This is a genomic window from Streptomyces sp. NPDC002564 (assembly GCF_042889645.1).
In the GTDB taxonomy this organism is placed as follows: domain Bacteria; phylum Actinomycetota; class Actinomycetes; order Streptomycetales; family Streptomycetaceae; genus Streptomyces.
In genome coordinates this window covers 179910-202693 of record NZ_JBIARE010000004.1, presented here as the reverse complement: position 1 = coordinate 202693, position 22784 = coordinate 179910, and the positions used below count along the sequence as shown (strand labels likewise).

Below are 22784 nucleotides of genomic sequence, written 5' to 3'. Positions count from 1 at the left end.
TCAGCCCCGCGCCGTCAGCGTCAGCAGCGTCGCCTCCGGCGGGCACGCGAACCGCATCGGGGTGTAGCGGTTCGCCCCGCACCCCGCCGACACGTGGAGGTACGACGTCCGCCCGTCCGCCTCGTGCGTGGAGAGCCCCTTGACGCGGTCCGTGTCCAGGTCGCAGTTGGTGACCAGGGCCCCGTAGAAGGGGATGCACACCTGCCCGCCGTGCGTGTGGCCCGCGAGGATCAGCGGGTAGCCGTCCGCGGCGAAGGCGTCCAGGCACCGCAGGTACGGCGCGTGCACGATGCCCATCGAGAAGTCGGCCCCGTCCACCGGTCCGCCCGCCACGTGCGCGTACCGGTCGCGCTTGATGTGCGGGTCGTCCAGGCCGGTGAACGCGATCTCGTAGCCGTCGATCTTCAGCGAACCCCGGGTGTTCGTGAGGTTCACCCAGCCCGCCGCGTCGAAGCCGTCCCGCAGGCCCTCCCACGGGTTGTGGATGACGCCGACCGCGGGCGCGTTGCCGTTCAGGCCGTGCTTGCCCTGCACCTTCTCGACCAGGTAGCGGGCGGGGTTGCGCGGCCGCGGGCCGTAGTAGTCGTTCGACCCGAAGACGTACGCCCCGGGGAACTCCATCAGCGGGCCGAGCGCGTCCAGCGTCTCCGGCACGCCCTCCGGGTCGGACAGGTTGTCGCCCGTGTTGATCACGAGGTCGGGCCGCAGGCCCGCGAGCGACTGCAGCCACCGCTGCTTCTTCCGCTGCCCGGACACCATGTGGATGTCGGAGACCTGGAGGACCCGCAAGGAACGCATCCCCGGCGGCAGCACGGGCACCGTCACCCGCCGCAACCGGAAGGAACGGGCTTCGAAGCCCACCGAGTAGGCGAGGCCTGCCGCGGCCGTCGCCGTGATGCCGAGGGGTACTGCGTATCGCGCGCGCATTCCTCCATCGTGTCAGACGACGGGCACCGGGAATCCGCAGGGAGCGGCCGGTCGGCCCCGGCAACCCGCCCGCCCCCCAAGGAAGTCGGCGCCCCGCGCCCCGGCAGGCTCCCCGGTCGGCCGATGCCGTCCCCGGGAGCCCCGCGGCGGGCACCGCCGCGAAATCGGTGGGCGGAGAAACCTCCGCACCTGCCACAATCAACCCATGACCACGCTCAAGTCGAAGCTGCAGGAAGACCTCACCGCCGCGATCCGGGGGCGTGACGAGCTGCGCTCCTCGACGCTCCGGCTGACCCTCACCGCGATCACGAAGGAGGAGGTCGCGGGCAAGGAGGCGCGCGAGCTCTCCGACGACGAGGTGCAGAAGGTGATCGCCCGCGAGGCGAAGAAGCGCCGGGAGGCCGCGGAGGCCTTCGCCGAGGGCAACCGTCCCGAGCAGGCCGCGAAGGAGAAGGCGGAGGGCGAGATCCTCGCCGAGTACCTGCCCAAGCAGCTCTCCGACGACGAGCTCCGCACGATCGTCGCCCAGGCCGTCGAGGAGGCCAGGGCCGCCGGCGCGGAGGGCCCGCGGGCCATGGGCCAGGTCATGAAGATCGTGAACCCGAAGGTCGCGGGCCTCGCCGAGGGCGGCCGCGTCGCCGCCACGGTCAAGCAGCTCCTCGCGGGCTGAGCCCCGCCCCACCCGCAGGACGTGCAGGACCAGCAGGACCCGTACGACCCGTAAGCACGACCCGTACGTACGGGCCTGCCTCCCGTAAGCCGCTGACGCGCAGTACGCCGATGAGGGCGCCCCCGGAATCCGGGGGCGCCCTCATCGGCGTACTGGAGGAACGAGGAACAACGAGCGAGGTACGAGGAGCGAACCGCTACCGCGGCCACCCGCCCCCGATCCCACCGTTCCCGTCGTCCCCGCCGATCGTCCCCGGCGGGATGGAGAAGTCCGGCCACGGGCTGCCGCCGCCCCCGCCGCCGTCACCGCCCCCGCCGTTTCCCCCGCCGCCCTGGCCGCCGCCGTTGCCGCCCGGCCTGCCGTCGTCGTGGTCGCGGCCGTGGTCGCGGTCCTTGTCCTTGTCGTCACCCGGCAGGTGGACGTTGCTGAAGCCCGGCGCCGGCTTGTTCGCCAGCGCGCCGCTCATCGCGTCGCGCCAGATCGGACCCGGCACCTCGCCACCGAAGACCTTCTCGTACGGGACGCCGCCGATGGTGATGTCGACCATCTGGCGCTTGTGCTGCGGGTCGCCGACCCAGACCGCGCCCGACATGTTCGGGGTGTAGCCCACGAACCAGGCGGCGTAGCGGTAGTCGGTCGTACCGGTCTTGCCCGCGCTCGGCCGGGAGCCGAGACCGGCCTGCTTGCCCGTACCGTCCTCGACCACGCCCTTGAGGAGGGCGTTGATCGTGTCGGCGGTCTTCTGGGACATCGCCCGCGAGCACGTCGACTTCGGCACCGGCAGCGACTTGCCGCCGAGCGTCGCGATGGACTCGATGGCGATCGGCGTGCAGTACGTGCCGCGCGAGGCGAAGGTCGCGTACGCCCCCGCCATCGTCAGCGGCGACATCTCCTGGGTGCCCAGCGCGATCGACGGCGCCTGGACCATGTCCTTGCCGTCGGCCCGCTCGACGCCCATCTTGGCAGCCATCTTCGTCACCGGGCAGATGCCGATGTCGCCGATGAGCTGCACGTAGTAGGTGTTGACCGACTTCGCGGTCGCCTCCCGCATGCCGTAAGGACCGACCTCGGCCTCGTTCTCGTTGGTCAGCTTCGCGCCGCCCGAGTTCACCCAGTCCTTGCCGTCACAGGCGGACACCCGCTCCGGGTAGGGCATCTCGTACGGGGAGGAGTAGCTCTGCCCCGCCGACTTGCCGCCCTCCAGGGCCGCCGCCGCGACGATCGGCTTGAACGTCGAACCGGGCTGGTATCCCGCGCCGCCGCCCATGGAGTCGTCCACGGAGAGGTTGATCGTGGTCTCGTCCTTCTTGAAGCCGTAAGGACGGGACTGGCCCATGCCGCGGATCTTGCCCGTGCCCGGCTCGACGATGGTGGCGGCGGTCGCCACGTCGTCGGTCTTGTTCACGTGGTTCTTGATCGACGCCTGCACCGAGTCCTGCGCCTGCGGGTCGAGCGTCGTGCGGATCTTCAGGCCGCCCTGGTTCCAGACCTTGGCCCGCTCCTCCTTGGTCTTGCCGAAGACCGGGTCGTTCAGGAAGACCTCGCGGACGTAGTCGCAGAAGAAGCCGGCGCCGCTGACCGAGGTGATGCAGCCGTTCTTGGGGCGGCTCACCTTCAGGGCGATCTCGGTCTTCTTGGCCCGGTCGGCCTCGCCCTGCGAGATGTCGTGCGTGTCGGCCATCCGCTGCAGCACGACGTTGCGTCGGTTGGTGGCCTCGGCCTCGTCGTTGACCGGGTCGTAGCGGCTGGGGGACTGCACGATCCCGGCGAGGAGCGCGGCCTCCTCCAGCTTCAGGTCCTTGGCGGGCTTGGAGAAGTACCGCTGGGCGGCGGCCTCGATGCCGTACGCCTGCTGACCGAAGTACGTGATGTTCAGGTAGTTCTTCAGGATGCGCTTCTTGCCCAGCTTGTCCTCGACCTGGATCGCGTACTTCAGCTCGCGGATCTTGCGGCCGAGCGTCTGCTGGGTGGCCTCGGCGACCTTCGTCGGGTCGTCGCCGGCCTCCTCCACGAAGACGTTCTTCACGTACTGCTGCGTGAGCGTCGACGCGCCTTGCGAGACGCCGCCGCTCTGCGCGTTCTGGTTGAGCGCGCGCAGGATGCCCTTGAGGTCCACCGCGCCGTGCTCGTAGAAGCGGGCGTCCTCGATCGCGACGATCGCCTTCTGCATGTACGGCGAGATGTCCTTGAGCGGGACGACCGTGCGGTCACGCGAGTAGACCGTGGCGATCTGGCCGCCCTGGTTGTCCAGGATCGTGGTGCGCTGGCTGAGCGGCGGCTGCTTCAGGTTGGCGGGGATCTCGTCGAACCCCTCGACCGAGCCCTTGGCCGCGAGGCCGAGTGCTCCGGCGGCGGGCAGGGCGATCCCGGCCAGCACCGCACCCGCGAGGACGCTGACTCCGAGGAACTTCGCGGCCTGCTGAGTTGGTGACAGACCACCGCCCGAGCGCTTCTTTCCCATGAGGGCAGCCTAATCCGTAGGTCACGGCGTTCCGAGGGAGCGGTGCTCCCACCGGGGTGTTCGCGTACCGGATCGTGACGTCCGGGCGGCTGGTCGGGTGGCCGGGTGGGTGGCCGGGTGGCCGGGCGGCTGGTCGGTGGGGCTTCCCGGGGGTGGCGGCCGGTGGTGACGGCCGGTGGTGCCGGCTGGTGGCGGCCAGTGACGGCGGCCGGTGGTGCCGACTGGTGTCGGCCGGTCGCGGCGTCCTGAGCTGCGGACGTTCCCATTCGCCGGACAGGCCTCAATGCCTTGGCCTAAGCTGCTCTCAACTGTCACAGCAGTGTGGTTCGGCCCCAGCCCCCCGCTTCGCTCCGAGTCCGCCGAACCCCGCCCGAATTCGCCTCATGTGGCGCCCGGTGTCCGTTGTGACTCAACTGAACTGTCCCGGAATGCCGGTTTCCGCACGGATGTCGCCAGCTCACTCCGTCGGGTGATCTGCCGCTTACGCATAGTCCGTTCGGGCCATCCAAGATTGGGCCCGAAGGGGGTGTTGCGCTGTGCCCACCTTCCGTAACGTCCTCAACTGGCGGCGGTGAATATGCCGCTGCCGCCGTGGGGGAGCCTCGATTCGGGAGAGGACGGCGCCGGTATGGGCTGGGTAACCGACTGGAGTGCGCAGGCGGCCTGCCGCACTACCGATCCGGATGAACTGTTCGTTCAAGGAGCAGCGCAGAACAGGGCCAAGGCGGTGTGCACCGGATGTCCGGTGCGGACCGAGTGCCTGGCCGATGCGCTGGACAATCGCGTCGAGTTCGGCGTGTGGGGTGGCATGACGGAGCGTGAGCGCCGCGCGTTGCTGCGCAGGCGTCCCACCGTCACCTCGTGGCGCAGGCTCCTGGAGACTGCGCGCTCCGAGTACGAGCGTGGCGCGGGCCTGTTGCCCGTGGACTTGGAGGACGACGAGACGTACGAGAGCTACGCCGCGGTGGGGTAGGCCATCAGGGCGACGTAGACGACGCAGTGCAGATCCGGGCCGAGGAGACCGCCGAGGAATCCTCAGAGGCAACCCACGCCCCGTCAGCCCGCCAGTCGGTCCCCGACGGCCCGGAGCCCCGCGAGGTCATGCACGTCACCGGGCAGCGCGGCCACTTCGGCCACCGCCACCTCCGGGTGGCGCGCGGTGAAGCGGTCACGCGTGCGCTGCTCGCGCGAGAGCAGCTGCATGCGCTCCGCGTGCAGGCGCAGCAGACCGGCGGTCAGCTGCTCCACGGTCGGGCCGGCCGACGGCCCGTGCGCGTCCGCGGGCGATTCCTCGCGCGGCGCTTCGTGGGGTCCTTCGTGCTGAGTCTCGTGGGGCCGAGTCTCGTGGGGCCGAGTCTCTTCGAGCTGGGCCTCGTGGGGCCGGTTCCGGTCGGGCTGAGCCTCGTCGGGCTGAGCTTCGTCGTGCTGAGCTTCGTCGTGCTGAGCTTCGTCTTCGTGGTGCGGCGCTCGGGGCGCGGATGAACTCGCGGGGTCCTCAAGGGAGTTACGAACTGCTACCTTCCCGTCCTCCTGATCCACAATGCCGCTCTCCTCAAGATTTTCCGCGGCGGAGAGCGCCCGCTCGGCCGACAGCTGGGCGGCACCGCTGCCGTGCACGCGGTTCAGCACGAGACCCGCGAGCGGCATGTCGTCGGCGGCCAGGCGTTCCACGAAGTACGCGGCCTCCCGCAGGGCGTCCCGCTCCGGCGAGGCCACCACGAGGAACGCCGTGCCGGGCGCCTGCAGCAGCCGGTACGTCGCGTCGGCCCGCGTGCGGAAACCGCCGAACATGCTGTCCATCGCCGTCACGAACATCTGCACGTCGCGCAGCAACTGCCCGCCGAGCAGCTTGCCGAGGGCGCCCGTCATCATCGACATGCCGACGTTCAGGAACTTCATCCCGGCCCGGCCGCCGACCTTCGCCGGCGCCATCAGGAGCCGGATCAACTTCCCGTCCAGGAAGGACCCGAGGCGCTTGGGCGCGTCGAGGAAGTCCAGCGCGGAGCGGGACGGCGGCGTGTCGACGACGATCAGGTCCCACTCGTCCCGGGACCGCAGCTGTCCCAGCTTCTCCATCGCCATGTACTCCTGCGTGCCCGCGAAGCCCGCCGAAAGCGACTGGTAGAAGGGGTTGTTGAGGATCGCCCGGGCGCGTTCCTTGTCCGTGTGCGCCTCGACGATCTCGTCGAACGTGCGCTTCATGTCGAGCATCATGGCGTGCAGCTCGCCCGAGCCGTCGATGTCCTTGACCCGCCGCGGCACGTTGTCCAGCGAGTCGATGCCCATCGACTGGGCGAGCCTGCGCGCCGGGTCGATGGTGAGCACGACGACCTTGCGGCCCCGCTCCGCCGCGCGCAGCCCGATCGCGGCCGCCGTGGTCGTCTTGCCGACGCCGCCGGAGCCGCAGCACACCACGATGCGCGTCTTCGGGTCGTCGATCAGGGCGTCCACGTCCAGCGCGCGGCCGGCGCCCAAGGTCCGTGCCGGTTCCCGGGTCGTGCGCTCCCCGCTCATGCGATCCCTTGCTTCCGCAGTGCCGAGGCGAGCTCGTAGAGGCCCGCGAGGTCCATCCCGCCCGCAAGCAACGGGAGTTCGTGCAGCGGCTGACCGAAGCCGGTCAGCTGGGCGCGCTGGTCGCGCTCCAGGGCGTACCGCTCGGCGTACTCGGCGGCCTGCTCCAGGAGCGGGTCGACCAGCCGCTCGGCGCCCCCGCCGCGGCGCGCCCCGCCGAGCCCGGCGGCGGACAGCGACTTGGCGATGGCCGCACGCGGCGGCCGGTCGAGGCCGAGCTCCAGCGCGCCCTCGTCCAGCACCGCGGGCCGCACCATGTTCACGATGAGGCGCCCCACGGGCAGCTGGGCGGCCCGCAGCTCGGCGATGCCGTCCGCGGTCTCCTGGACGGGCATCTCCTCGAGGAGGGTCACCAGGTGCACGGCCGTCTCGGGGGACTTCAGGACCCGCATGACGGCCTGCGCCTGATTGTGTATCGGGCCGATCTTGGCGAGCCCGGCGACCTCGTCGTTCACGTTCAGGAAGCGGGTGATGCGCCCGGTCGGCGGGGCGTCCATCACCACGCAGTCGTACGCGTACCTGCCGTTCTTGTCCTTGCGCCGCACCGCCTCACAGGCCTTGCCCGTCAGGAGCACGTCCCGGAGTCCGGGCGCGATGGTGGTGGCGAAGTCGATGGCCCCGAGCTTCTTCAGGGCGCGGCCGGCTCCCCCCAGTTTGTAGAACATCTGGAGGTAGTCGAGCAGCGCGAGCTCGGGATCGATGGCGAGGGCGTACACCTCCCCGCCCCCGGGAGCGACGGCGATCTTCCGCTCCTCATAGGGCAGCGCTTCTGTCTCGAAGAGCTGCGCGATGCCCTGCCTGCCCTCGACCTCGACGAGGAGGGTGCGTTTGCCCTCCGTCGCCAGGGCGAGCGCGAGGGCCGCGGCCACCGTGGTCTTGCCGGTACCGCCCTTGCCGCTGACGACCTGGAGCCTGCTCACCCTTCCGAGCCTAACCAGTCGCCGCCCGGACCAATCAGGAGGCCACCCTGAGCAGTGCTCCACAACGGCTACAGTCGGCCATATGACCAAGTGGGAATACGCAACCGTGCCGCTGCTCGTCCATGCCACGAAGCAGATTCTGGACACCTGGGGCGAGGACGGCTGGGAGCTCGTCCAGGTCGTGCCCGGACCGAACAACCCCGAGCAGCTCGTGGCCTACCTGAAGCGGGAGAAGCAGGCATGAGCGGCGCAGTCGAGGCCCGCCTCGCCGAGCTCGGACTGACCCTGCCGGAGGTCGTGCCGCCGCTGGCGTCGTACCAGCCGGCCGTCCAGTCCGGTGTGTACGTCTACACCGCGGGCCAGCTCCCGATGGTGGAGGGCAAGCTCGCCGTCACCGGCAAGGTCGGCGCCGAGGTCACCGCCGAGGAGGCCAAGGACCTGGCCCGCACCTGCGCGCTCAACGCGCTCGCCGCGGTCAAGTCGGTCGCCGGGGACCTGGACCGCATCGCGCGCGTCGTGAAGGTCGTCGGCTTCGTCGCGTCGGCCCCGGACTTCACCGGCCAGCCCGCCGTGATCAACGGCGCCAGCGAGCTGCTCGGCGAGGTCCTCGGCGACAAGGGCGTGCACGCGCGCAGCGCCGTGGGCGTCGCGGTGCTGCCGCTGGACGCGCCGGTCGAGGTCGAGTTCCAGGTGGAACTGACCGAGGCGTGAGCGGTTTTCGGCCGTTCGGGGACCCCTGGCGTGCGCGCCGGGGTCCCCGGGGGCGCCGAAGGCCGCCTCTCGAACATCAGCGCACCAAGGGATAGCCTCCGCCCATGGCAAATGGGCAGTGGTACCCCCCGGAGTGGCCCGACCGCATCCGCGCCCTCGCGAGCGGTGAGCTGATCCCGGCGACCCCGCGCCGCGCCGCGACCGTCATGCTCCTCAGGGACGGCGAGCAGGCGGGCGTGCTGAACGGCGCGCCGGAAGTACACATGCTGCGCCGACGCGCCTCCATGGCCTTCGCCGGGGGCGCGTACGCGTATCCGGGCGGCGGCGTCGACCCGCGCGACGACGACCACCTGGTGCGCTGGGCGGGTCCCACGCGCGCGTCGTGGGCGGACCGCCTCGGCGTCGACGGCGAGGCGGAGGCGCAGGCGATCGTCTGTGCCGCGGTCCGCGAGACGTACGAGGAGGCGGGCGTGCTGCTCGCCGGCCCGACCCCGGAGACGGTCGTCGGGGACACCACGGGCGCGGACTGGGAGGCCGACCGCGAGGCACTGGTGGCCCGCGACCTGTCCTTCGCGCAGTTCCTGGACCGCCGCGGCCTGCACCTGCGCAGCGACCTGCTCGCCGCGTGGGCCCGCTGGATCACCCCGGAGTTCGAGCCCAAGCGCTACGACACGTTCTTCTTCGTGGCCGCCCTGCCCGAGGGCCAGCGCACCCGCAACGCCTCCACGGAGGCCGACCGCACGGTGTGGATCCGCCCGGCCGACGCCGCCGCGCGCTACGACGCGGGCGAACTCCTCATGATGCCGCCCACCATCGCGACGCTGCGGGCCCTGAGCGGGCACGCCTCGCCCCGCGCTGCGCTGGACGCGGCGCCGTCCCAGGACCTGACGCCGGTCCTCGCGCAGGCCCGCATGGCGGACGGCGAGCTGGTCCTGTCCTGGCCGGGACACGACGAGTTCACCAAGCACATCGCGTCGGGCAGCACGCCGTGAACGGCTTCGGCACCCCGGCCGCCACGGGGCGATGTCGCCGGTCCTGAAGCGGCCGTCGTGCGCTCCGCCCGCTCGTGGGGCCGCTCGCCCGTGAGGACGCCCGTGTGCGGGTAGGCGGTACGCGGGACGCGAGCAGCGCGTCCGTACGGGAGCGTGTGCGGCCCGTACGAGTCCGCCCGTACGCCCGTACGGGGGCTCCTGCGGCCCGTACGGACGTACGGAAGCGCGTGCCCGCCGTCCGCCACGCCGTCCGCCACGCCGTCCGCGCCCCGGCCCACGAGATCCGGTCCAGCGCCCCACCGTCCCCGCCCAGCGCCCACCGCCCCGGCCCCCGTGCCGCCCTCCCGACAGGAGTTACCCCCGCATGACCGATGCCGCCGCCCTCCCCGGCCAGCCCAGGGGCGGGGTCCTCAGCGGTCCCGCCACCGCCCGCGCGGTCAACGTCCTGGCGCCCAACCCGTCCGCGATGACCCTGGACGGCACCAACACCTGGATCGTCTCGGAGCCGGACTCGCCGCTCGCGGTCGTCGTCGACCCGGGACCGCTGGACGACGCCCACCTCGGCCGTGTCGTCGAGACCGCCGAGAAGGCGGGCAAGCGCGTGGCCCTGACCCTGCTCACCCACGGCCACCCCGACCACGCGGAGGGCGCGGCCCGCTTCGCGGAGCTGACCCGCACCCACGTGCGCGCCCTCGACCCCGCCCTGCGGCTCGGCGACGAGGGCCTCGCGGCCGGTGACGTCATCACCACCGGTGGCCTGGAGATGCGGGTCGTGCCCACCCCGGGGCACACCGCGGACTCGCTCTGCTTCCATCTCCCCGCCGACCGCGCCGTCCTGACGGGCGACACCATCCTGGGCCGCGGCACGACCGTCGTGGCGCACCCCGACGGCCGCCTCGGCGACTACCTGGACTCCCTGCGCAGGCTGCGCTCCCTGACGGTCGACGACGGCGTGCGCACGGTCCTGCCGGGCCACGGGCCGGTCCTGGAGGACGCGCAGGGGGCCGTCGAGTTCTACCTCGCCCACCGTGCCAACCGGCTGGCCCAGGTCGAGACGGCCGTGGAGAACGGCTACGTGGCGGCGCAGGACGTCGTGGCGCACGTGTACGCCGACGTGGACCGCAGCCTGTGGCCGGCCGCCGAACTCTCCGTGCGGGCGCAGCTGGACTACCTGCGGGAGCACGGGCTGATCTGACGCCGCGCCGCGCCGTGCGGCGGGACGGGAACGCGCGATGGGCCCTGCCTCACAGGAGGCGGGGCCCATCGGCGTACGGACAGGGCGTCAGCGCGAGCGCTTGGCCAGCCGCTCCACGTCCAGCAGGATCACGGCGCGGGCCTCCAGGCGGAGCCAGCCGCGGCCCGCGAAGTCCGCGAGCGCCTTGTTGACCGTCTCGCGGGAGGCGCCGACCAGCTGGGCCAGCTCTTCCTGCGTCAGGTCGTGCACCACGTGGATGCCCTCCTCGGACTGCACGCCGAAGCGGCGCGACAGGTCGAGCAGCGCGCGGGCCACGCGGCCGGGCACGTCCGAGAAGACCAGGTCGGACATCTGGTCGTTGGTCTTGCGAAGGCGCCGGGCGACGGCGCGCAGCAGCGCGGCGGCCACCTCGGGCCGGGCGTTCAGCCAGGGCTGGAGGTCGCCGTGGCCCAGGCCGAGCAGCTTGACCTCGGTGAGGGCGGAGGCCGTGGCCGTCCGCGGGCCCGGGTCGAAGAGCGACAGCTCACCGATGAGCTCACCGGGGCCGAGCACCGCGAGCATGTTCTCCCGGCCGTCGGGCGAGGTGCGGTGCAGCTTCACCTTGCCCTCGGTGACCACGTACAGGCGGTCTCCGGGGTCGCCCTCATGGAAAAGCGCATCCCCGCGCGCGAGCGTCACCTCACTCATGGAGGCGCGGAGCTCCGCGGCCTGCTCGTCATCGAGCGCCGCGAAGAGCGGGGCGCGCCGCAGAACGTCGTCCACGAGTTCTCTCCTTGTCGACCTGCTCAGGGGATCTTGGTTCCCCCGCATATCAGGGGACCGTGTTCCCCATTTTGCCGGACGGTCCAAACAGTGTGATCAGTCACAAGTCTGCCGCACCGGCGCCGGAAGCTGTGCGGGAGGGGGCCAATTGGGGGCCGATCCACGGGGTCAGGGACGGATGTCAGTGCAGGGCTCTAGGCTGGCCGGGTGTCCAAAAAGCCGGTGAGAGCACAGGCCGAGGGGGCTGAGCAGTTGGCCGCATCCCGCAATTCCGCTGTGGGCGAACATGCGTCCAACGCTCGCAATAAAGCGACAAATTGGACTGCCCTCCCGGCGTCCCCGGCGAAGAGGTCGGCCCTGTGAACGCGAAGAAGACGACGTCCGCGACCGCGAAGACCGCGGTCAAGAAGGCACCGGCGAAGAAGACGGCCGCAGTGAAGAACGCGGCCACCGCCAAAAAGGTGACGGCCTCGGCCAAGAAGGCGACGGCGGCCGGGAAGGCGCCCGCGAAGAAGACGGCTGCCGAGACGGCGCCCGCCAAGAAGGCGCCCGCGAAGAAGGCGCCCGCCAAGAAGATGGCTGCCGAGAAGGCGCCCGCCAAGAAGTCCGTCGCCCCGAAGGTCTCCCCTCAGGAGTCCCGCACCGCTCTCGTCCGCCGGGCCCGGCGGATCAACCGCGAGCTCGCGGAGGTGTACTCGTACGCCCACCCGGAGCTGGACTTCGAGAACCCGTTCGAGCTCCTGGTCGCCACGGTCCTGTCCGCCCAGACCACCGACCTGCGCGTGAACCAGACGACGCCGCGCCTCTTCGCCGCGTACCCGACCCCGGAGGACCTCGCAGCGGCCGTGCCCGAGGAGGTCGAGGAGCTGATCAGGCCGACCGGCTTCTTCCGCGCCAAGACCAAGTCGATCATGGGCCTCGCGAAGGCCCTGCGGGACGACTTCGGCGGCGAGGTCCCCGGCCGCCTCGACGACCTCGTGAAGCTGCCCGGAGTGGGCCGCAAGACCGCGTTCGTCGTCCTGGGCAACGCCTTCGGAGTCCCCGGCATCACCGTGGACACGCACTTCGGCCGCCTGGTCCGCCGCTGGAAGTGGACCGAGGAGACCGACCCGGTGAAGGTCGAGGCGGCCGTCGCCGACCTCTTCCCGAAGAGCGAGTGGACGATGCTCTCGCACCGCGTGATCTTCCACGGCCGCCGCATCTGCCACTCCCGCAAGCCCGCCTGCGGCGCCTGCCCGATCGCCCCGCTCTGTCCGTCGTACGGGGAGGGCGAGACGGACCCGGAGAAGGCGAAGAAGCTGCTCAAGTACGAGATGGGCGGCCTCCCCGGCCAGCGCCTCAAGCCGCCGCCGGACTACCCGGGCAAGCCCGCGCCGCCGCTCACCGCCGGGTGACACCGACGCGTGGCGGAACGAACCAGAGGGCAGAGAGCGTTGTCCAGAAACGGACGGGGGTGCCGATGACGCACGCGAGCGAGACGACGAACACCACGAACAGCACAGGTAGTACGGACAGCACGAGCTCCACGGACAACACAGGCCCCGGGGCCACCAGGAGCGTCGCCGACGGCGGGGCGGGCCGGCCCGGGCGGGGCGGTCACCCCCTGCTCCGCACCGAGGGCCTGCCCTCCTGGCTGGACCCGGTCGTGCACGCCGCCCGCACCGTCGAGCCGCTCCAGCTGAGCCGCTTCCTGCCCCCGGAGAGCGGCGCCGGACGCCAGTCGGCCGTCCTCGTCCTCTTCGGAGAGGGCGAGCGGGGCCCCGAGCTGCTCCTGATGGAGCGCGCGGGATCGCTGCGCTCGCACGCGGGACAGCCCTCCTTCCCCGGCGGCGCCCTGGACCCCGAGGACGGCGACCCGCAGGGCGAGGGCCCGCTGCGCGCCGCCCTGCGCGAGGCCGAGGAGGAGACCGGGCTCGACCCCCGCGGCGTCCAGCTCTTCGCCGAGCTGCCCCGCCTGTTCATCCCGGTGAGCGACTTCGTCGTGACGCCCGTGCTCGGCTGGTGGCGCACCCCGACCCCGGTGGGCGTCGTCGATCCGAACGAGACCGCGCGGGTCTTCACGGTCCCCGTGTCCGATCTCACGGACCCGGCGAACCGCGCGACGGCGATCCACCCGAAGGGCCACGCGGGCCCCGCGTTCCTCGTCGAGTCCGCTCTGGTCTGGGGTTTTACCGCGGGCGTGATCGACAGGATCCTGCACTACGCGGGCTGGGAGCGCCCCTGGGACCGCACCAGGCAGGTCCCGCTCGACTGGCGCGCATGACAAGGTTGCGGGGAACGGCGACCGCGATGCGAGGCGAGGATTGAATCGGTGAACGTGCTGGACGCCCTGCTGTTGCTCGCCGCCGTGTGGTTCGCGGTCGTGGGGTACCGCCAGGGCTTCGTGGTCGGCATCCTCTCGGTGATCGGGTTCCTGGGGGGCGGCCTCGTCGCCGTCTATCTCCTGCCGATCGTCTGGGACGCGCTCAAGGACGACGACGCCGCAGGGGTGAGTACGACCGCGGCGGTGGTCGCCGTCGTCATCGTGATCGTCTGCGCCTCCATCGGCCAGGCCTTCACCACCCACCTCGGCAACAAGCTGCGCAGGTACATCACCTGGCAGCCCGCCCGCGCCCTGGACGCGACGGGCGGCGCCCTGGTGAACGTGGTGGCGATGCTCCTGGTCGCCTGGCTGATCGGCTCGGCCCTCGCGGGCACGACGCTGCCCACCGTCGGCAAGGAGGTGCGCAACTCCAAGGTGCTCCTCGGCGTCTCGCGCACGCTGCCCGGCGCGGCCGACACCTGGTTCAACGACTTCTCCTCGGTCCTCGCGCAGAACGGCTTCCCGCAGGTCTTCAGCCCGTTCGCGAACGAGCCGATCAAGGACGTCGAGCCGCCGGACCCCAAGCTCGCGAACAGCAAGGTCGCCACGACCGCCAAGCGCTCCATCGTGAAGGTCCGCGGCGAGGCCCGCAGTTGCGGCAAGGTCCTGGAAGGCACCGGCTTCGTCTTCGCGGACCGCCGCGTGATGACCAACGCGCACGTGGTCGGCGGCGTGGACGAGCCCACCGTCCAGATAGGCGACCAGAACCAGATCTACGACGCCAAGGTCGTCCTCTACGACTGGGAGCGCGACATCGCCGTACTGGACGTGCCGACCCTGAAGGCGCCGCCCCTGCGGTTCACGCCGAAGGACGCGCCCAGCGGCGCCGGCGCGATCGTGGCGGGCTTCCCCGAGGACGGCCCCTACGACGTGCGCCCCGCGCGCGTGCGCGGCCGCATCACGGCCAAGGGCCCGGACATCTACCACCGGGGCACCGTGCGCCGCGACGTGTACTCGCTCTACGCGACCGTCCGCCAGGGCAACTCCGGCGGCCCGCTGCTCACGCCCGACGGCAAGGTCTACGGCGTGGTGTTCGCGAAGTCCCTCGACGACCCGGACACCGGCTATGCGCTGACGGCGGACGAGGTGCGCGAGGACATCGAGCGTGGCCGCACCGCCAACCAGGAGGTCGACAGCCAGGGGTGCGCGCTCTAGGGCGCCCGCGGATCAGTCGCGGATCAGTCGCGCGTATGGCGGAGCCGCGCGGAGACCCAGCGGGCCCTGCGGCGGAGAATGCGGGGAATGCCCATCGCTTGAGGGGGGCCGTGGCGGCCCGGATCCTGTGGCCCGCCCCTCTCGTGGCTGTTCAGCGCTGCGGCCGAGCGGCGATTGCGTGCTACGTCACTGTAGTCGTGCGTCCAGCCCATACCCCGACGTCTGCCCGGGCCTCATGGTCGGTAATCGCGCCCAAGGGCCCCAATTGGCCTATGCGCCGGGCAATTGGCGTTCGTAGGACAGGTGTTCCCACGAAGGCGTCAGCGGTCCGGCTCGGGGTCCTTCAGCCAGTTCACCAGCTCCGTGGAGAACGCCGCCGGGTCCTCCTCGTGCGGGAAGTGCCCGAGCCCGTCGAACAGCCGCCACCGGTAGGGCGCCTCGACGTACTCGCCGGAGCCCGCCGCGCTGCGCGTGCGCATCACCGGGTCGAGCGATCCGTGCAGATGCAGCGTCGGCACCCGCACCGGCCGCTTCATGCGGCGGTTGAACTGGATCCCGTCGGGCCGCGCCATCGACCGCACCATCCAGCGGTACGGCTCGATCGAGCAGTGCGCCGTCGAGGGGATGCACATCGCGCGCCGGTACGTGTCGACCGTCTCGTCGTCCGGCAGGACCGGACCCGACCAGTCCCGGACCAGACGGCCCACCAGGGCGCCGTCGTCGGCGACCAGTTGACGCTCCGGCACCCACGGCCGCTGGAAGCCCCACACGTACGAGGCCGCCGCGGACTGCCGGCGGTCGGAGAGCATCGCCGAGCGCCAGCGCCGCGGATGCGGCATGGCGGAGACGGCGAGGCGGCGCACCAGCTTGGGGCGCATCACGGCCGCCGTCCACGCCAGATAGCCGCCGAGGTCGTGCCCGACGAGCGCGGCGTCCGGCTCGCCCAGCGAGCGCACGACGCCGGTGATGTCGAGCGCGAGGTTCGCCGGGTCGTAGCCGCGGGGCGTGCGGTCGCTGCCGCCCACGCCCCGCAGGTCCATCGCGACGGCCCGGAAGCCCGCGTCGGCGAGCGCCACCATCTGGTGCCGCCACGACCACCAGAACTGCGGGAAGCCGTGCAGCAGCAGGACCAGCGGCCCGTCGCCCATCTCGGCGATGTGGAAGCGCGCCCCGTTGGCGGCCACGTCCCGGTGGGTCCAGGGTCCTTCGATGCGTACGACCGAGGCGGGGGGCTGGGCCGAATGGGCGGCGGGGTCCGTCATGAGGACGAGCGTGCCACAGTCGCCCCCGTCTCACCGACTCGGACCTCGACGGCACCCGCGTGGCCCACCGGACGGGGGTGCGGCTTGACGTTCCCCAGTACGGCTGCCGTCTGCTTGGCCGATGCGGCGACCTTCTGCGGGCCCTTGCCCTTCTTCGCCTTCTTCGCGAAGACGACACCGATCAGCGCCAGCACACCGGCTACCAGCACGTTGGCGGCGAAGGACAGGACGAAGCAGATCGCCATGTTCCATCCGCTCCAGGTGCGGATGCCGTAGGCGAGCGCGAAGCTCAGCATCGGCAGCGAGAAGATGAGGACCGCGCCGGCCGCGGCGAACGCGCCGCCGCCGACCGCCCCGCGCTTGACGTCCTGCCGCAGCTGGGCCTTGGCCAGCGCGATCTCGTCGTGCACCAGTGCGGACATCTCGCCGGTCGCCGTGGCGACCAGTTGGCCGAGGCTGCGCTCGGCGCCGACGGGGCCGTCGGGTGAGCTCATCGCGTTCTCCCCTTTTTCTCTTCTGATCTCTTCTGAGATATGTCTGCTCAGATCATGCCGGACCGCTGCCATCCTCGCGTTCCCCACCCGAGACTTCGGCAAGCCTGCGGTGTTCCGCGGCTTTCTTCTCGTGGATGGCGGCCATCCGGAGGTGGTACTCCGGCTTGTCCCGCTCGTAGATGTCGGGGATGCCGTCGAGGTCCTCGTCGCGCTCCTCGTCCTCGCACAGCTTGCGGTACTTGGCGTTGCGGACCTTGAGCAGGATCCCGGAGAGCACCGCGGCGATCAGCGAGCCCATCAGGACGGCCGCCTTCACCTCGTCGGTGAGCAGCGGATCCTCGGTGAAGGCCAGCTCGCCGATCAGCAGCGAGACGGTGAAGCCGATGCCGGCGAGCGAGGCGACCGCGAAGACGTCGGGCCAGGCCAGGTCCTCGTTGAGCTCGGCCTTGGTGAAGCGGGCGGCGAGCCAGGTGCCGCCGAAGATGCCGACCGCCTTGCCGACGACCAGGCCGAGGACCACGCCGAGCGTCTCCGGCCGGGTGAACACGTCGCCGAGCGCGCCGCCCGAGACCACCACCCCCGCGCTGAACAGCGCGAACAGCGGCACGGCCAGGCCCGCGGAGAGGGGGCGTACGAGGTGCTCGATGTGCTCGCCGGGGGAGTGCTCCTCGCTCTCGTCCTCCTTGTGGCAGCGCAGCATCAGGCCCATGGCGACGCCCGCGATGGTGGCGTGGATGCCGCTGTTGTACATCAGGCCCCAGATGACGAGCGCCAGCGGGACGTAGACGTACCAGCCGCGCACCCGCTTCCTGAGCAGCAGCCAGAAGACGGCGAGGCCGAGGACGGCGCCGCCGAGCGCCGCGAAGTTCAGGTCGCCGGTGAAGAACACCGCGATGATCAGGATCGCGAAGAGGTCGTCGACGACGGCGAGGGTGAGCAGGAAGGCGCGCAGCGCGGACGGCAGCGAGGTGCCGATGACGGCGAGGACGGCGAGCGCGAAGGCGATGTCGGTGGCGGTCGGCACGGCCCAGCCGTCCGTGGAGCCGCCGCCGACGGTGGTGGTCAGGACGTAGACGAGCGCGGGCACCGCCATGCCGCACAGCGCCGCGATCACCGGCAGGGCCGCGGCCTTGGGGTCGCGCAGGTCGCCCGCGACCAGTTCGCGCTTGAGCTCGATGCCGGCGACGAAGAAGAAGACGGCGAGCAGTCCGTCGGCCGCCCAGTGCTGGACGGACAGGTCCAGGCCGAGCGAGCCGGGGCCGAGGTGGAAGCCGCGCACCGACTCGTAGGAGCCGCCCGCGGTGTTGGCCCAGATCAGCGCGGCGACCGCGGCGACGAGCAGCAGCACTCCGCCGACGGTCTCGGCGCGCAGGGCGTCCGCCACGAAGTTCCGCTCGGGGAGCGAGAGACGTCCGAGGAGCTTGCGGTTGCTGCTGGGCGCGGGCGCGGTCACGAGGGTCGACCTCCGGTCGGGTAGGCAGGGCAGAGCACATGCCGACCAGACTTCCCGGCGCACCTATTAGGTTCTTCTCCTCGCGTCGCCGTTGTCGCGGCCTTGACGCGATCCTTAGCTTACCTAACGTACGTCCGGACCTATCCGGTGATCTTCACCTTAAGCACAAAGGGGCCGCCCGGCGCGCTGCCGGACGGCCCTTCGTGCGTACGCGGGAGGCTCAGTCCTCGCTGGGTGCGGCCGGCAGCTTCGTCTGGATGAGGTCCATCACGGTCGAGTCGGTGAGCGTGGTGACGTCACCGAGCTCGCGGTTCTCCGCGACGTCCCGCAGCAGTCGGCGCATGATCTTGCCGGAGCGGGTCTTGGGCAGCTCCGCCACGGGGAGGACCCGCTTCGGCTTGGCGATCGGCCCGAGCGTGGCCCCCACGTGGTTGCGCAGGTCCGCCACCAGCCCCTCGTCGTCCGCGTCGGCCGTGCCGCGCAGGATCACGAACGCCACGATGGCCTGGCCCGTCGTCTCGTCGGCCGCGCCCACGACCGCCGCCTCGGCGACCGCCGGGTGCGAGACGAGCGCCGACTCTACCTCGGTGGTGGAGATGTTGTGCCCGGAGACGAGCATCACGTCGTCGACCCGGCCCAGCAGCCAGATGTCGCCGTCGTCGTCCTTCTTGGCGCCGTCGCCGGCGAAGTACTTGCCCTCGAAGCGCGACCAGTACGTGTCGATGAACCGCTGGTCGTCGCCCCAGATGGTGCGCAGCATCGACGGCCACGGCTCGGTCAGGACCAGGTAGCCGCCACCGCCGTCCGGCACTTCGCGGGCCTCGTCGTCGACGACGGTCGCGGAGATGCCCGGCAGGGCGCGCTGGGCGCTGCCCGGCTTGGTCTCGGTGACGCCCGGCAGCGGCGAGATCATCATCGCGCCGGTCTCGGTCTGCCACCAGGTGTCCACGATCGGACAGCGGTCGCCGCCGATGTTCTTCCGGTACCAGATCCAGGCCTCGGGGTTGATCGGCTCGCCGACCGACCCGAGCACCCGCAGGCTGGACAGGTCGAACTTCGCGGGGATGTCGTCGCCCCACTTCATGAACGTCCGGATGGCCGTGGGCGCGGTGTAGAGGATCGTGACCTTGTACTTCTGGACGATCTCCCAGAACCGGCCCTGGTGCGGGGTGTCCGGGGTGCCCTCGTACATCACCTGGGTCGCGCCGTTCGCCAGCGGGCCGTACGTGATGTAGGAGTGGCCGGTGACCCAGCCGATGTCGGCCGTGCACCAGTAGACGTCGGTCTCCGGCTTGAGGTCGAAGACGGCGTGGTGGGTGTAGGCCGCCTGCGTGAGGTAGCCGCCGGAGGTGTGCAGGATGCCCTTCGGCTTCCCCGTGGTGCCCGAGGTGTAGAGGATGAAGAGCGGGTGCTCCGCCTCGAACGCCTCGGGGGTGTGCTCCGCGGACTGCTTCTGGGTGGCCTCGTGCCACCACACGTCGCGGCCCTCGGTCCAGGCCACGTCCTGGCCGGTGCGGCGCACCACGAGGACGTGGCGCACGCCCTCGGCGCGGCCGACTGCCTCGTCCACGGCGGGCTTGAGCGCGGAGGGCTTGCCCCGGCGGTAGCCGCCGTCGGCGGTGATGACGACCTTGGCGTCGGCGTCCTTGATGCGGGCGGCGATCGCGTCCGCGGAGAAGCCGCCGAAGACCACCGAGTGGGCGGCGCCGATGCGGGCACAGGCCAGCATCGCGACGACCGCCTCGGGGATCATCGGCAGGTAGACGGCGACGCGGTCGCCCTTGTGGACGCCCAGCTCGGTCAGGGCGTTGGCCGCCCGGCTGACCTCGTCCTTGAGCTCGGCGTAGGTGATGGCCCGGCTGTCGCCGGGCTCACCCTCGAAGTGGATCGCGACGCGGTCGCCGTGGCCGGCCTCGACGTGGCGGTCCACGCAGTTGTACGCGACGTTGAGCTTGCCGTCGGCGAACCACTTGGCGAACGGCGGGTTCGACCAGTCGAGCGTCTCGGTCGGCTCCGTGGCCCAGGTCAGCCGACGTGCCTGCTCGGCCCAGAAGCCGAGCCGGTCAGCCTTGGCCTGTTCGTACGCCTCCGCCGTGACGTTGGCGGAGGCTGCCAGCTCCGCCGGCGGCGCGAAGCGACGCTCCTCCTTCAAGAGGTTGGCCAGGCTTTCGTTGCTCACGACATCTCCCTTGCACTGCTTTGCCGGGGGGCGACCGTTGTGTCCGAAGCCACAGCTCATCAGACACGACCCGTGGTGACAAGAGCCTGCCGAAAATTGGTTTAGACCTTTACCTGTTCGCGCCGCCGGCCGATGCGGTCCTCACCCGGCCGGCGCCGCTACCACCCGGCCGGAGCCGCTTCCACCCGGCCGGAGCCGCCTTCACCCCGCCGGTGCCCGCTGGACCGCGGTCCGGTCCGTGGGCGCCACTTGGTCGAAGACCTCGTCGGGGAGCGGCTCCGGACCCGAGCCCTCGGTCAGCAGATAGGACTGCGCCTCTCCGACGTGGAAGTACATGCCGTGCAGCTCCAGATCGCCGTCGGCGAGCCGGCGCGCCACCGACTCGTGCGCCTTCAGGTGCTCCAACTGCTGGACCACATTGGTCAGGCAGAGCTGCTCGACCGCGTCGGCCGGGGCCCGTCCGGCGAGCCGCGCCCAGGCCCTGTCCTGCGCGCCCATCCGCTCCAGGCTCGGGAGGCCGTGCCGCAGCCACCGCCTGAGCGGTGTCTGGGCGCCGCCGGGCGGGGTGGTGAGCAGCGCCTGCATGGCGCCGCACCCGGAGTGCCCGCACACGACGATGGAGCGGACCTTGAGCACGTCGACCGCGTACTCGATGGCGGCGCCCACCGAGTCGTCCCCGCTCTCGGCGCCCGGCAGCGGCACCAGATTGCCCACATTGCGCACGACGAAGAGGTCGCCCGGGCCGCTCGACGTGATCATCGAGGTGACGACCCGGGAGTCCGCGCAGGTCAGGAAGAGCTGGGCGGGCTGCTGTCCCTCGCGGGCGAGCCTGGCGAGCTCGCCGCGCACGTGCGGCGCGGTGTTCCGCTGGAAGGCGCTGATCCCGCTGGCCAGTTGGTGCCCGCTGGGACGGCTGCGCTGCTCCTCCTCCTGCGGGCGGTCGCAGTGGTGGTTGCGCCAGGGCGTCCAGGGGCGGCAGCAGGAGTGCGAGGTGCTCGCGGGCTCGGCGATCCGGGTCCCGGCGCGCCCGGTGATCTCGGCGCTGCCGCCGTGCGCGGTGTGCGCGTCCTGCCAGCACTGCAGCGACTCGTACGCGGCATGGTCCATGAAGGATCCGTCCAGCTCGACGATCACCTCGGCCCCCTGGGGGACGAGGTGCAGCGCCCTGCTGAGCCGGGGCACGGCGAGGAACGTCAACTGGCCGCGCACCCGCACATGGTGGACGCCGTCGGTCTCGCAGTGGGTGATCCGGGTGCGGGCGAGCCGGTGCAGCGAGACGGCGACGGCGACACCGACGCCGAGCCCCACGCCCTCCAGGACGCCGAGGAAGACCACGCCGAGGGTGGTGACGGCGTAGACGAGGATCTCGCGGTGGCGGGTGATCGTACGGATGTGGTTCAGGCTGACCATCTGGATGCCGACGGCCATCACGAGGGCGGCGAGCGCGGCCAGCGGGATCAGCTCCAGGACGGGGACCAGGAGCAGGGAGGCCACTACCACCCAAACGCCGTGCAGCATCGTGGAGTTCCTGCTGACGGCGCCGGCGCGCACATTGGCCATGCTGCGCACGGCGACTCCGGCGACGGGGAGTCCGCCGAGGGTTCCGGACACGATGTTCGCCGTGCCCTGGCCGAGCAGCTCGCGGTTGAGGTCGGAGCGGCGCACGCCCGCGTGCAGCTGGTGGCGCCCGGCGACGACCTTGTCGACGGCGACGGCGCCGAGCAGCGACTGGACGCTGCACACCAGGGTGATGGTGAGCACGGCGGCCACGAGCCCCAGCGCGGGGCCCTCGGGCAGCCCGGCCAGCGCGTGGCTGCGCCAGGACGGCAGGTCGACCTTGTCGACCGGGAGCGCGCCGAGGGAGGCGACGGCCGTCGCGGCGGCGACGGAGACGAGGGCCGCGGGCAGGATGCGGGCGACGCGCCCGGCGCGGCCGGGAATCCGCGGCCACAGCAGCAGGATCGCCAGCGTCAGCACGCTGATCGACAGGGCCGCGGGCCGCAGGTCGGCCAATTGGGCGGGCAGGCCGCGGAGGTTGGCGAGGACGGAGCTCTGCGGGGTGCCGCCCAGCACGATGTGCAGCTGGGCCACGGCGATGGTGACGCCGATGCCGGCCAGCATGCCGTGCACGACGGCGGGGCTGACGGCGAGGGCCGTGCGGGCCACGCGCAGGCAGCCGAGACCCAGTTGGGCCACTCCGGCGAGGACGGTGATGGCGCAGGTGGTGCGCCAGCCGTACCGCTGGATGAGGTCGGCGGTGACGACGGTGAGTCCGGCGGCGGGGCCGCTGACCTGGAGCGGTGAGCCGCCGACGGCACCGGCGAGGATGCCGCCCACGGCGGCGGCGACGAGGCCCGCCTGGAGCGGGGCGCCGGTGGCGAGGGCGATGCCGAGGGACAGCGGGAGCGCGATCAGGAAGACGGCGATCGACGCGGAGAGGTCGGCGCCGGCGATGCGGAACTTCTTGCCGGGCGGCGGGGCGTGGGGGTTGTTGGCGCGGGGCGTGTGAGCCGAGTCGGTGGTGCGAGTGGGGACGCAGGCAGACATGTTTCCCGTCTCCTCCGGGGCAGCGCGGTCGCGGGACAAGGGGTCCTCCGGAGATCTCCGGAGGGCGGGTCGCGGCCGTGGGTCACGGCGTGCAGCGGCGGGATATCTCAACTCTCGGTAAAC

At 71.6% G+C, this 22784-nt stretch carries 20 protein-coding genes; 9 read left to right on the top strand and 11 right to left on the bottom strand.

Features of this window, described 5'->3' with window-relative positions; genetic code table 11:
• On the bottom strand, nt 1-927 hold the full coding sequence (locus tag ACFYXE_RS16100; RefSeq protein WP_389312846.1) for a metallophosphoesterase: 927 nt from the start codon (nt 925-927) through the stop codon (nt 1-3).
• 205 nt (nt 928-1132) lie between these two features.
• Between ACFYXE_RS16100 and ACFYXE_RS16095 the strand changes: the two genes are divergently transcribed.
• Nucleotides 1133-1597 (top strand): GatB/YqeY domain-containing protein, encoded by a 465-nt coding sequence (locus ACFYXE_RS16095; protein ID WP_361169178.1) that lies wholly within the window; start codon nt 1133-1135, stop codon nt 1595-1597.
• A 196-nt stretch (nt 1598-1793) separates the two neighbouring features.
• Here the strand turns inward: ACFYXE_RS16095 and ACFYXE_RS16090 are convergent, their stop codons facing one another.
• A complete protein-coding gene (locus ACFYXE_RS16090; RefSeq protein ID WP_389312844.1) occupies nt 1794-4058 on the bottom strand; it encodes a transglycosylase domain-containing protein in 2265 nt (754 codons plus the stop codon).
• Between the two features lie 628 nt (nt 4059-4686).
• Between ACFYXE_RS16090 and ACFYXE_RS16085 the strand changes: the two genes are divergently transcribed.
• On the top strand, nt 4687-5031 hold the full coding sequence (locus ACFYXE_RS16085; protein ID WP_167828965.1) for a WhiB family transcriptional regulator: 345 nt from the start codon (nt 4687-4689) through the stop codon (nt 5029-5031).
• Between the two features lie 83 nt (nt 5032-5114).
• Here ACFYXE_RS16085 and ACFYXE_RS16080 read toward each other — a convergent pair whose 3' ends face one another.
• Nucleotides 5115-6572, bottom strand: a complete 1458-nt coding sequence (locus tag ACFYXE_RS16080; protein WP_389312842.1) for an ArsA-related P-loop ATPase — start codon at nt 6570-6572, stop codon at nt 5115-5117.
• Complete coding sequence (locus ACFYXE_RS16075; protein WP_389312840.1) at nt 6569-7549, bottom strand: ArsA-related P-loop ATPase; 981 nt, start codon at nt 7547-7549, stop codon at nt 6569-6571. The genes ACFYXE_RS16080 and ACFYXE_RS16075 overlap by 4 nt, the downstream gene beginning before the upstream one ends.
• Nucleotides 7550-7631: 82 nt before the next feature.
• Between ACFYXE_RS16075 and ACFYXE_RS16070 the strand changes: the two genes are divergently transcribed.
• The 4 genes from ACFYXE_RS16070 (at nt 7632) to ACFYXE_RS16055 (ending at nt 10447) form a co-directional block, all read left to right on the top strand.
• Entirely contained in the window at nt 7632-7793 is a 162-nt protein-coding gene (locus ACFYXE_RS16070) for a DUF4177 domain-containing protein (RefSeq protein WP_003975360.1), read from the top strand.
• On the top strand, nt 7790-8260 hold the full coding sequence (locus tag ACFYXE_RS16065) for a RidA family protein (protein ID WP_361175687.1): 471 nt from the start codon (nt 7790-7792) through the stop codon (nt 8258-8260). Before ACFYXE_RS16070 ends, ACFYXE_RS16065 begins: the two co-directional genes overlap by 4 nt.
• 104 nt (nt 8261-8364) lie before the next feature.
• Nucleotides 8365-9252, top strand: coding sequence for an NUDIX hydrolase (locus ACFYXE_RS16060; protein WP_389312837.1), 888 nt, complete (start codon nt 8365-8367; stop codon nt 9250-9252).
• A gap of 364 nt (nt 9253-9616) precedes the next feature.
• A complete protein-coding gene (locus tag ACFYXE_RS16055) occupies nt 9617-10447 on the top strand; it encodes an MBL fold metallo-hydrolase (RefSeq protein ID WP_361175693.1) in 831 nt (276 codons plus the stop codon).
• A gap of 87 nt (nt 10448-10534) precedes the next feature.
• Here the strand turns inward: ACFYXE_RS16055 and ACFYXE_RS16050 are convergent, their stop codons facing one another.
• A complete protein-coding gene (locus ACFYXE_RS16050) occupies nt 10535-11209 on the bottom strand; it encodes a Crp/Fnr family transcriptional regulator (RefSeq protein WP_016642758.1) in 675 nt (224 codons plus the stop codon).
• Between the two features lie 359 nt (nt 11210-11568).
• Here ACFYXE_RS16050 and nth point away from each other — a divergent pair, with 359 nt between their 5' ends.
• From nth to ACFYXE_RS16035, 3 genes are read left to right on the top strand one after another with little or no spacing between them, the layout of a single operon-like run.
• The gene (gene nth, locus ACFYXE_RS16045; RefSeq protein WP_389312834.1) at nt 11569-12603 is read left to right on the top strand and encodes an endonuclease III; all 1035 of its coding nucleotides are present in this window, start codon (nt 11569-11571) and stop codon (nt 12601-12603) included.
• A gap of 59 nt (nt 12604-12662) precedes the next feature.
• Entirely contained in the window at nt 12663-13472 is an 810-nt protein-coding gene (locus ACFYXE_RS16040) for an NUDIX hydrolase (protein ID WP_389312832.1), read from the top strand.
• A gap of 48 nt (nt 13473-13520) precedes the next feature.
• Entirely contained in the window at nt 13521-14726 is a 1206-nt protein-coding gene (locus ACFYXE_RS16035; protein ID WP_389312830.1) for a MarP family serine protease, read from the top strand.
• A 23-nt stretch (nt 14727-14749) separates the two neighbouring features.
• Here the strand turns inward: ACFYXE_RS16035 and ACFYXE_RS16030 are convergent, their stop codons facing one another.
• The 6 genes from ACFYXE_RS16030 to ACFYXE_RS16005 all read right to left on the bottom strand — a co-directional run bounded on the left by ACFYXE_RS16030 (nt 14750) and on the right by ACFYXE_RS16005 (nt 22661).
• A complete protein-coding gene (locus ACFYXE_RS16030) occupies nt 14750-14938 on the bottom strand; it encodes a hypothetical protein (RefSeq protein WP_361175702.1) in 189 nt (62 codons plus the stop codon).
• A 108-nt stretch (nt 14939-15046) separates the two neighbouring features.
• The gene (locus ACFYXE_RS16025; protein ID WP_389312827.1) at nt 15047-15988 is read right to left on the bottom strand and encodes an alpha/beta fold hydrolase; all 942 of its coding nucleotides are present in this window, start codon (nt 15986-15988) and stop codon (nt 15047-15049) included.
• Nucleotides 15985-16482, bottom strand: a complete 498-nt coding sequence (locus tag ACFYXE_RS16020) for a phage holin family protein (RefSeq protein ID WP_361175707.1) — start codon at nt 16480-16482, stop codon at nt 15985-15987. The genes ACFYXE_RS16025 and ACFYXE_RS16020 overlap by 4 nt, the downstream gene beginning before the upstream one ends.
• 52 nt (nt 16483-16534) lie before the next feature.
• Complete coding sequence (gene nhaA / locus ACFYXE_RS16015; protein WP_389312825.1) at nt 16535-17935, bottom strand: Na+/H+ antiporter NhaA; 1401 nt, start codon at nt 17933-17935, stop codon at nt 16535-16537.
• A gap of 220 nt (nt 17936-18155) precedes the next feature.
• Nucleotides 18156-20174 carry an acetate--CoA ligase gene (gene acs / locus ACFYXE_RS16010; protein ID WP_389312823.1) on the bottom strand — a complete coding sequence of 673 codons (2019 nt, stop codon included), beginning with the start codon at nt 20172-20174 and terminating at the stop codon, nt 18156-18158.
• A 141-nt stretch (nt 20175-20315) separates the two neighbouring features.
• On the bottom strand, nt 20316-22661 hold the full coding sequence (locus ACFYXE_RS16005; RefSeq protein ID WP_389312821.1) for a bifunctional SulP family inorganic anion transporter/carbonic anhydrase: 2346 nt from the start codon (nt 22659-22661) through the stop codon (nt 20316-20318).
• Nucleotides 22662-22784 lie beyond the last annotated feature (123 nt).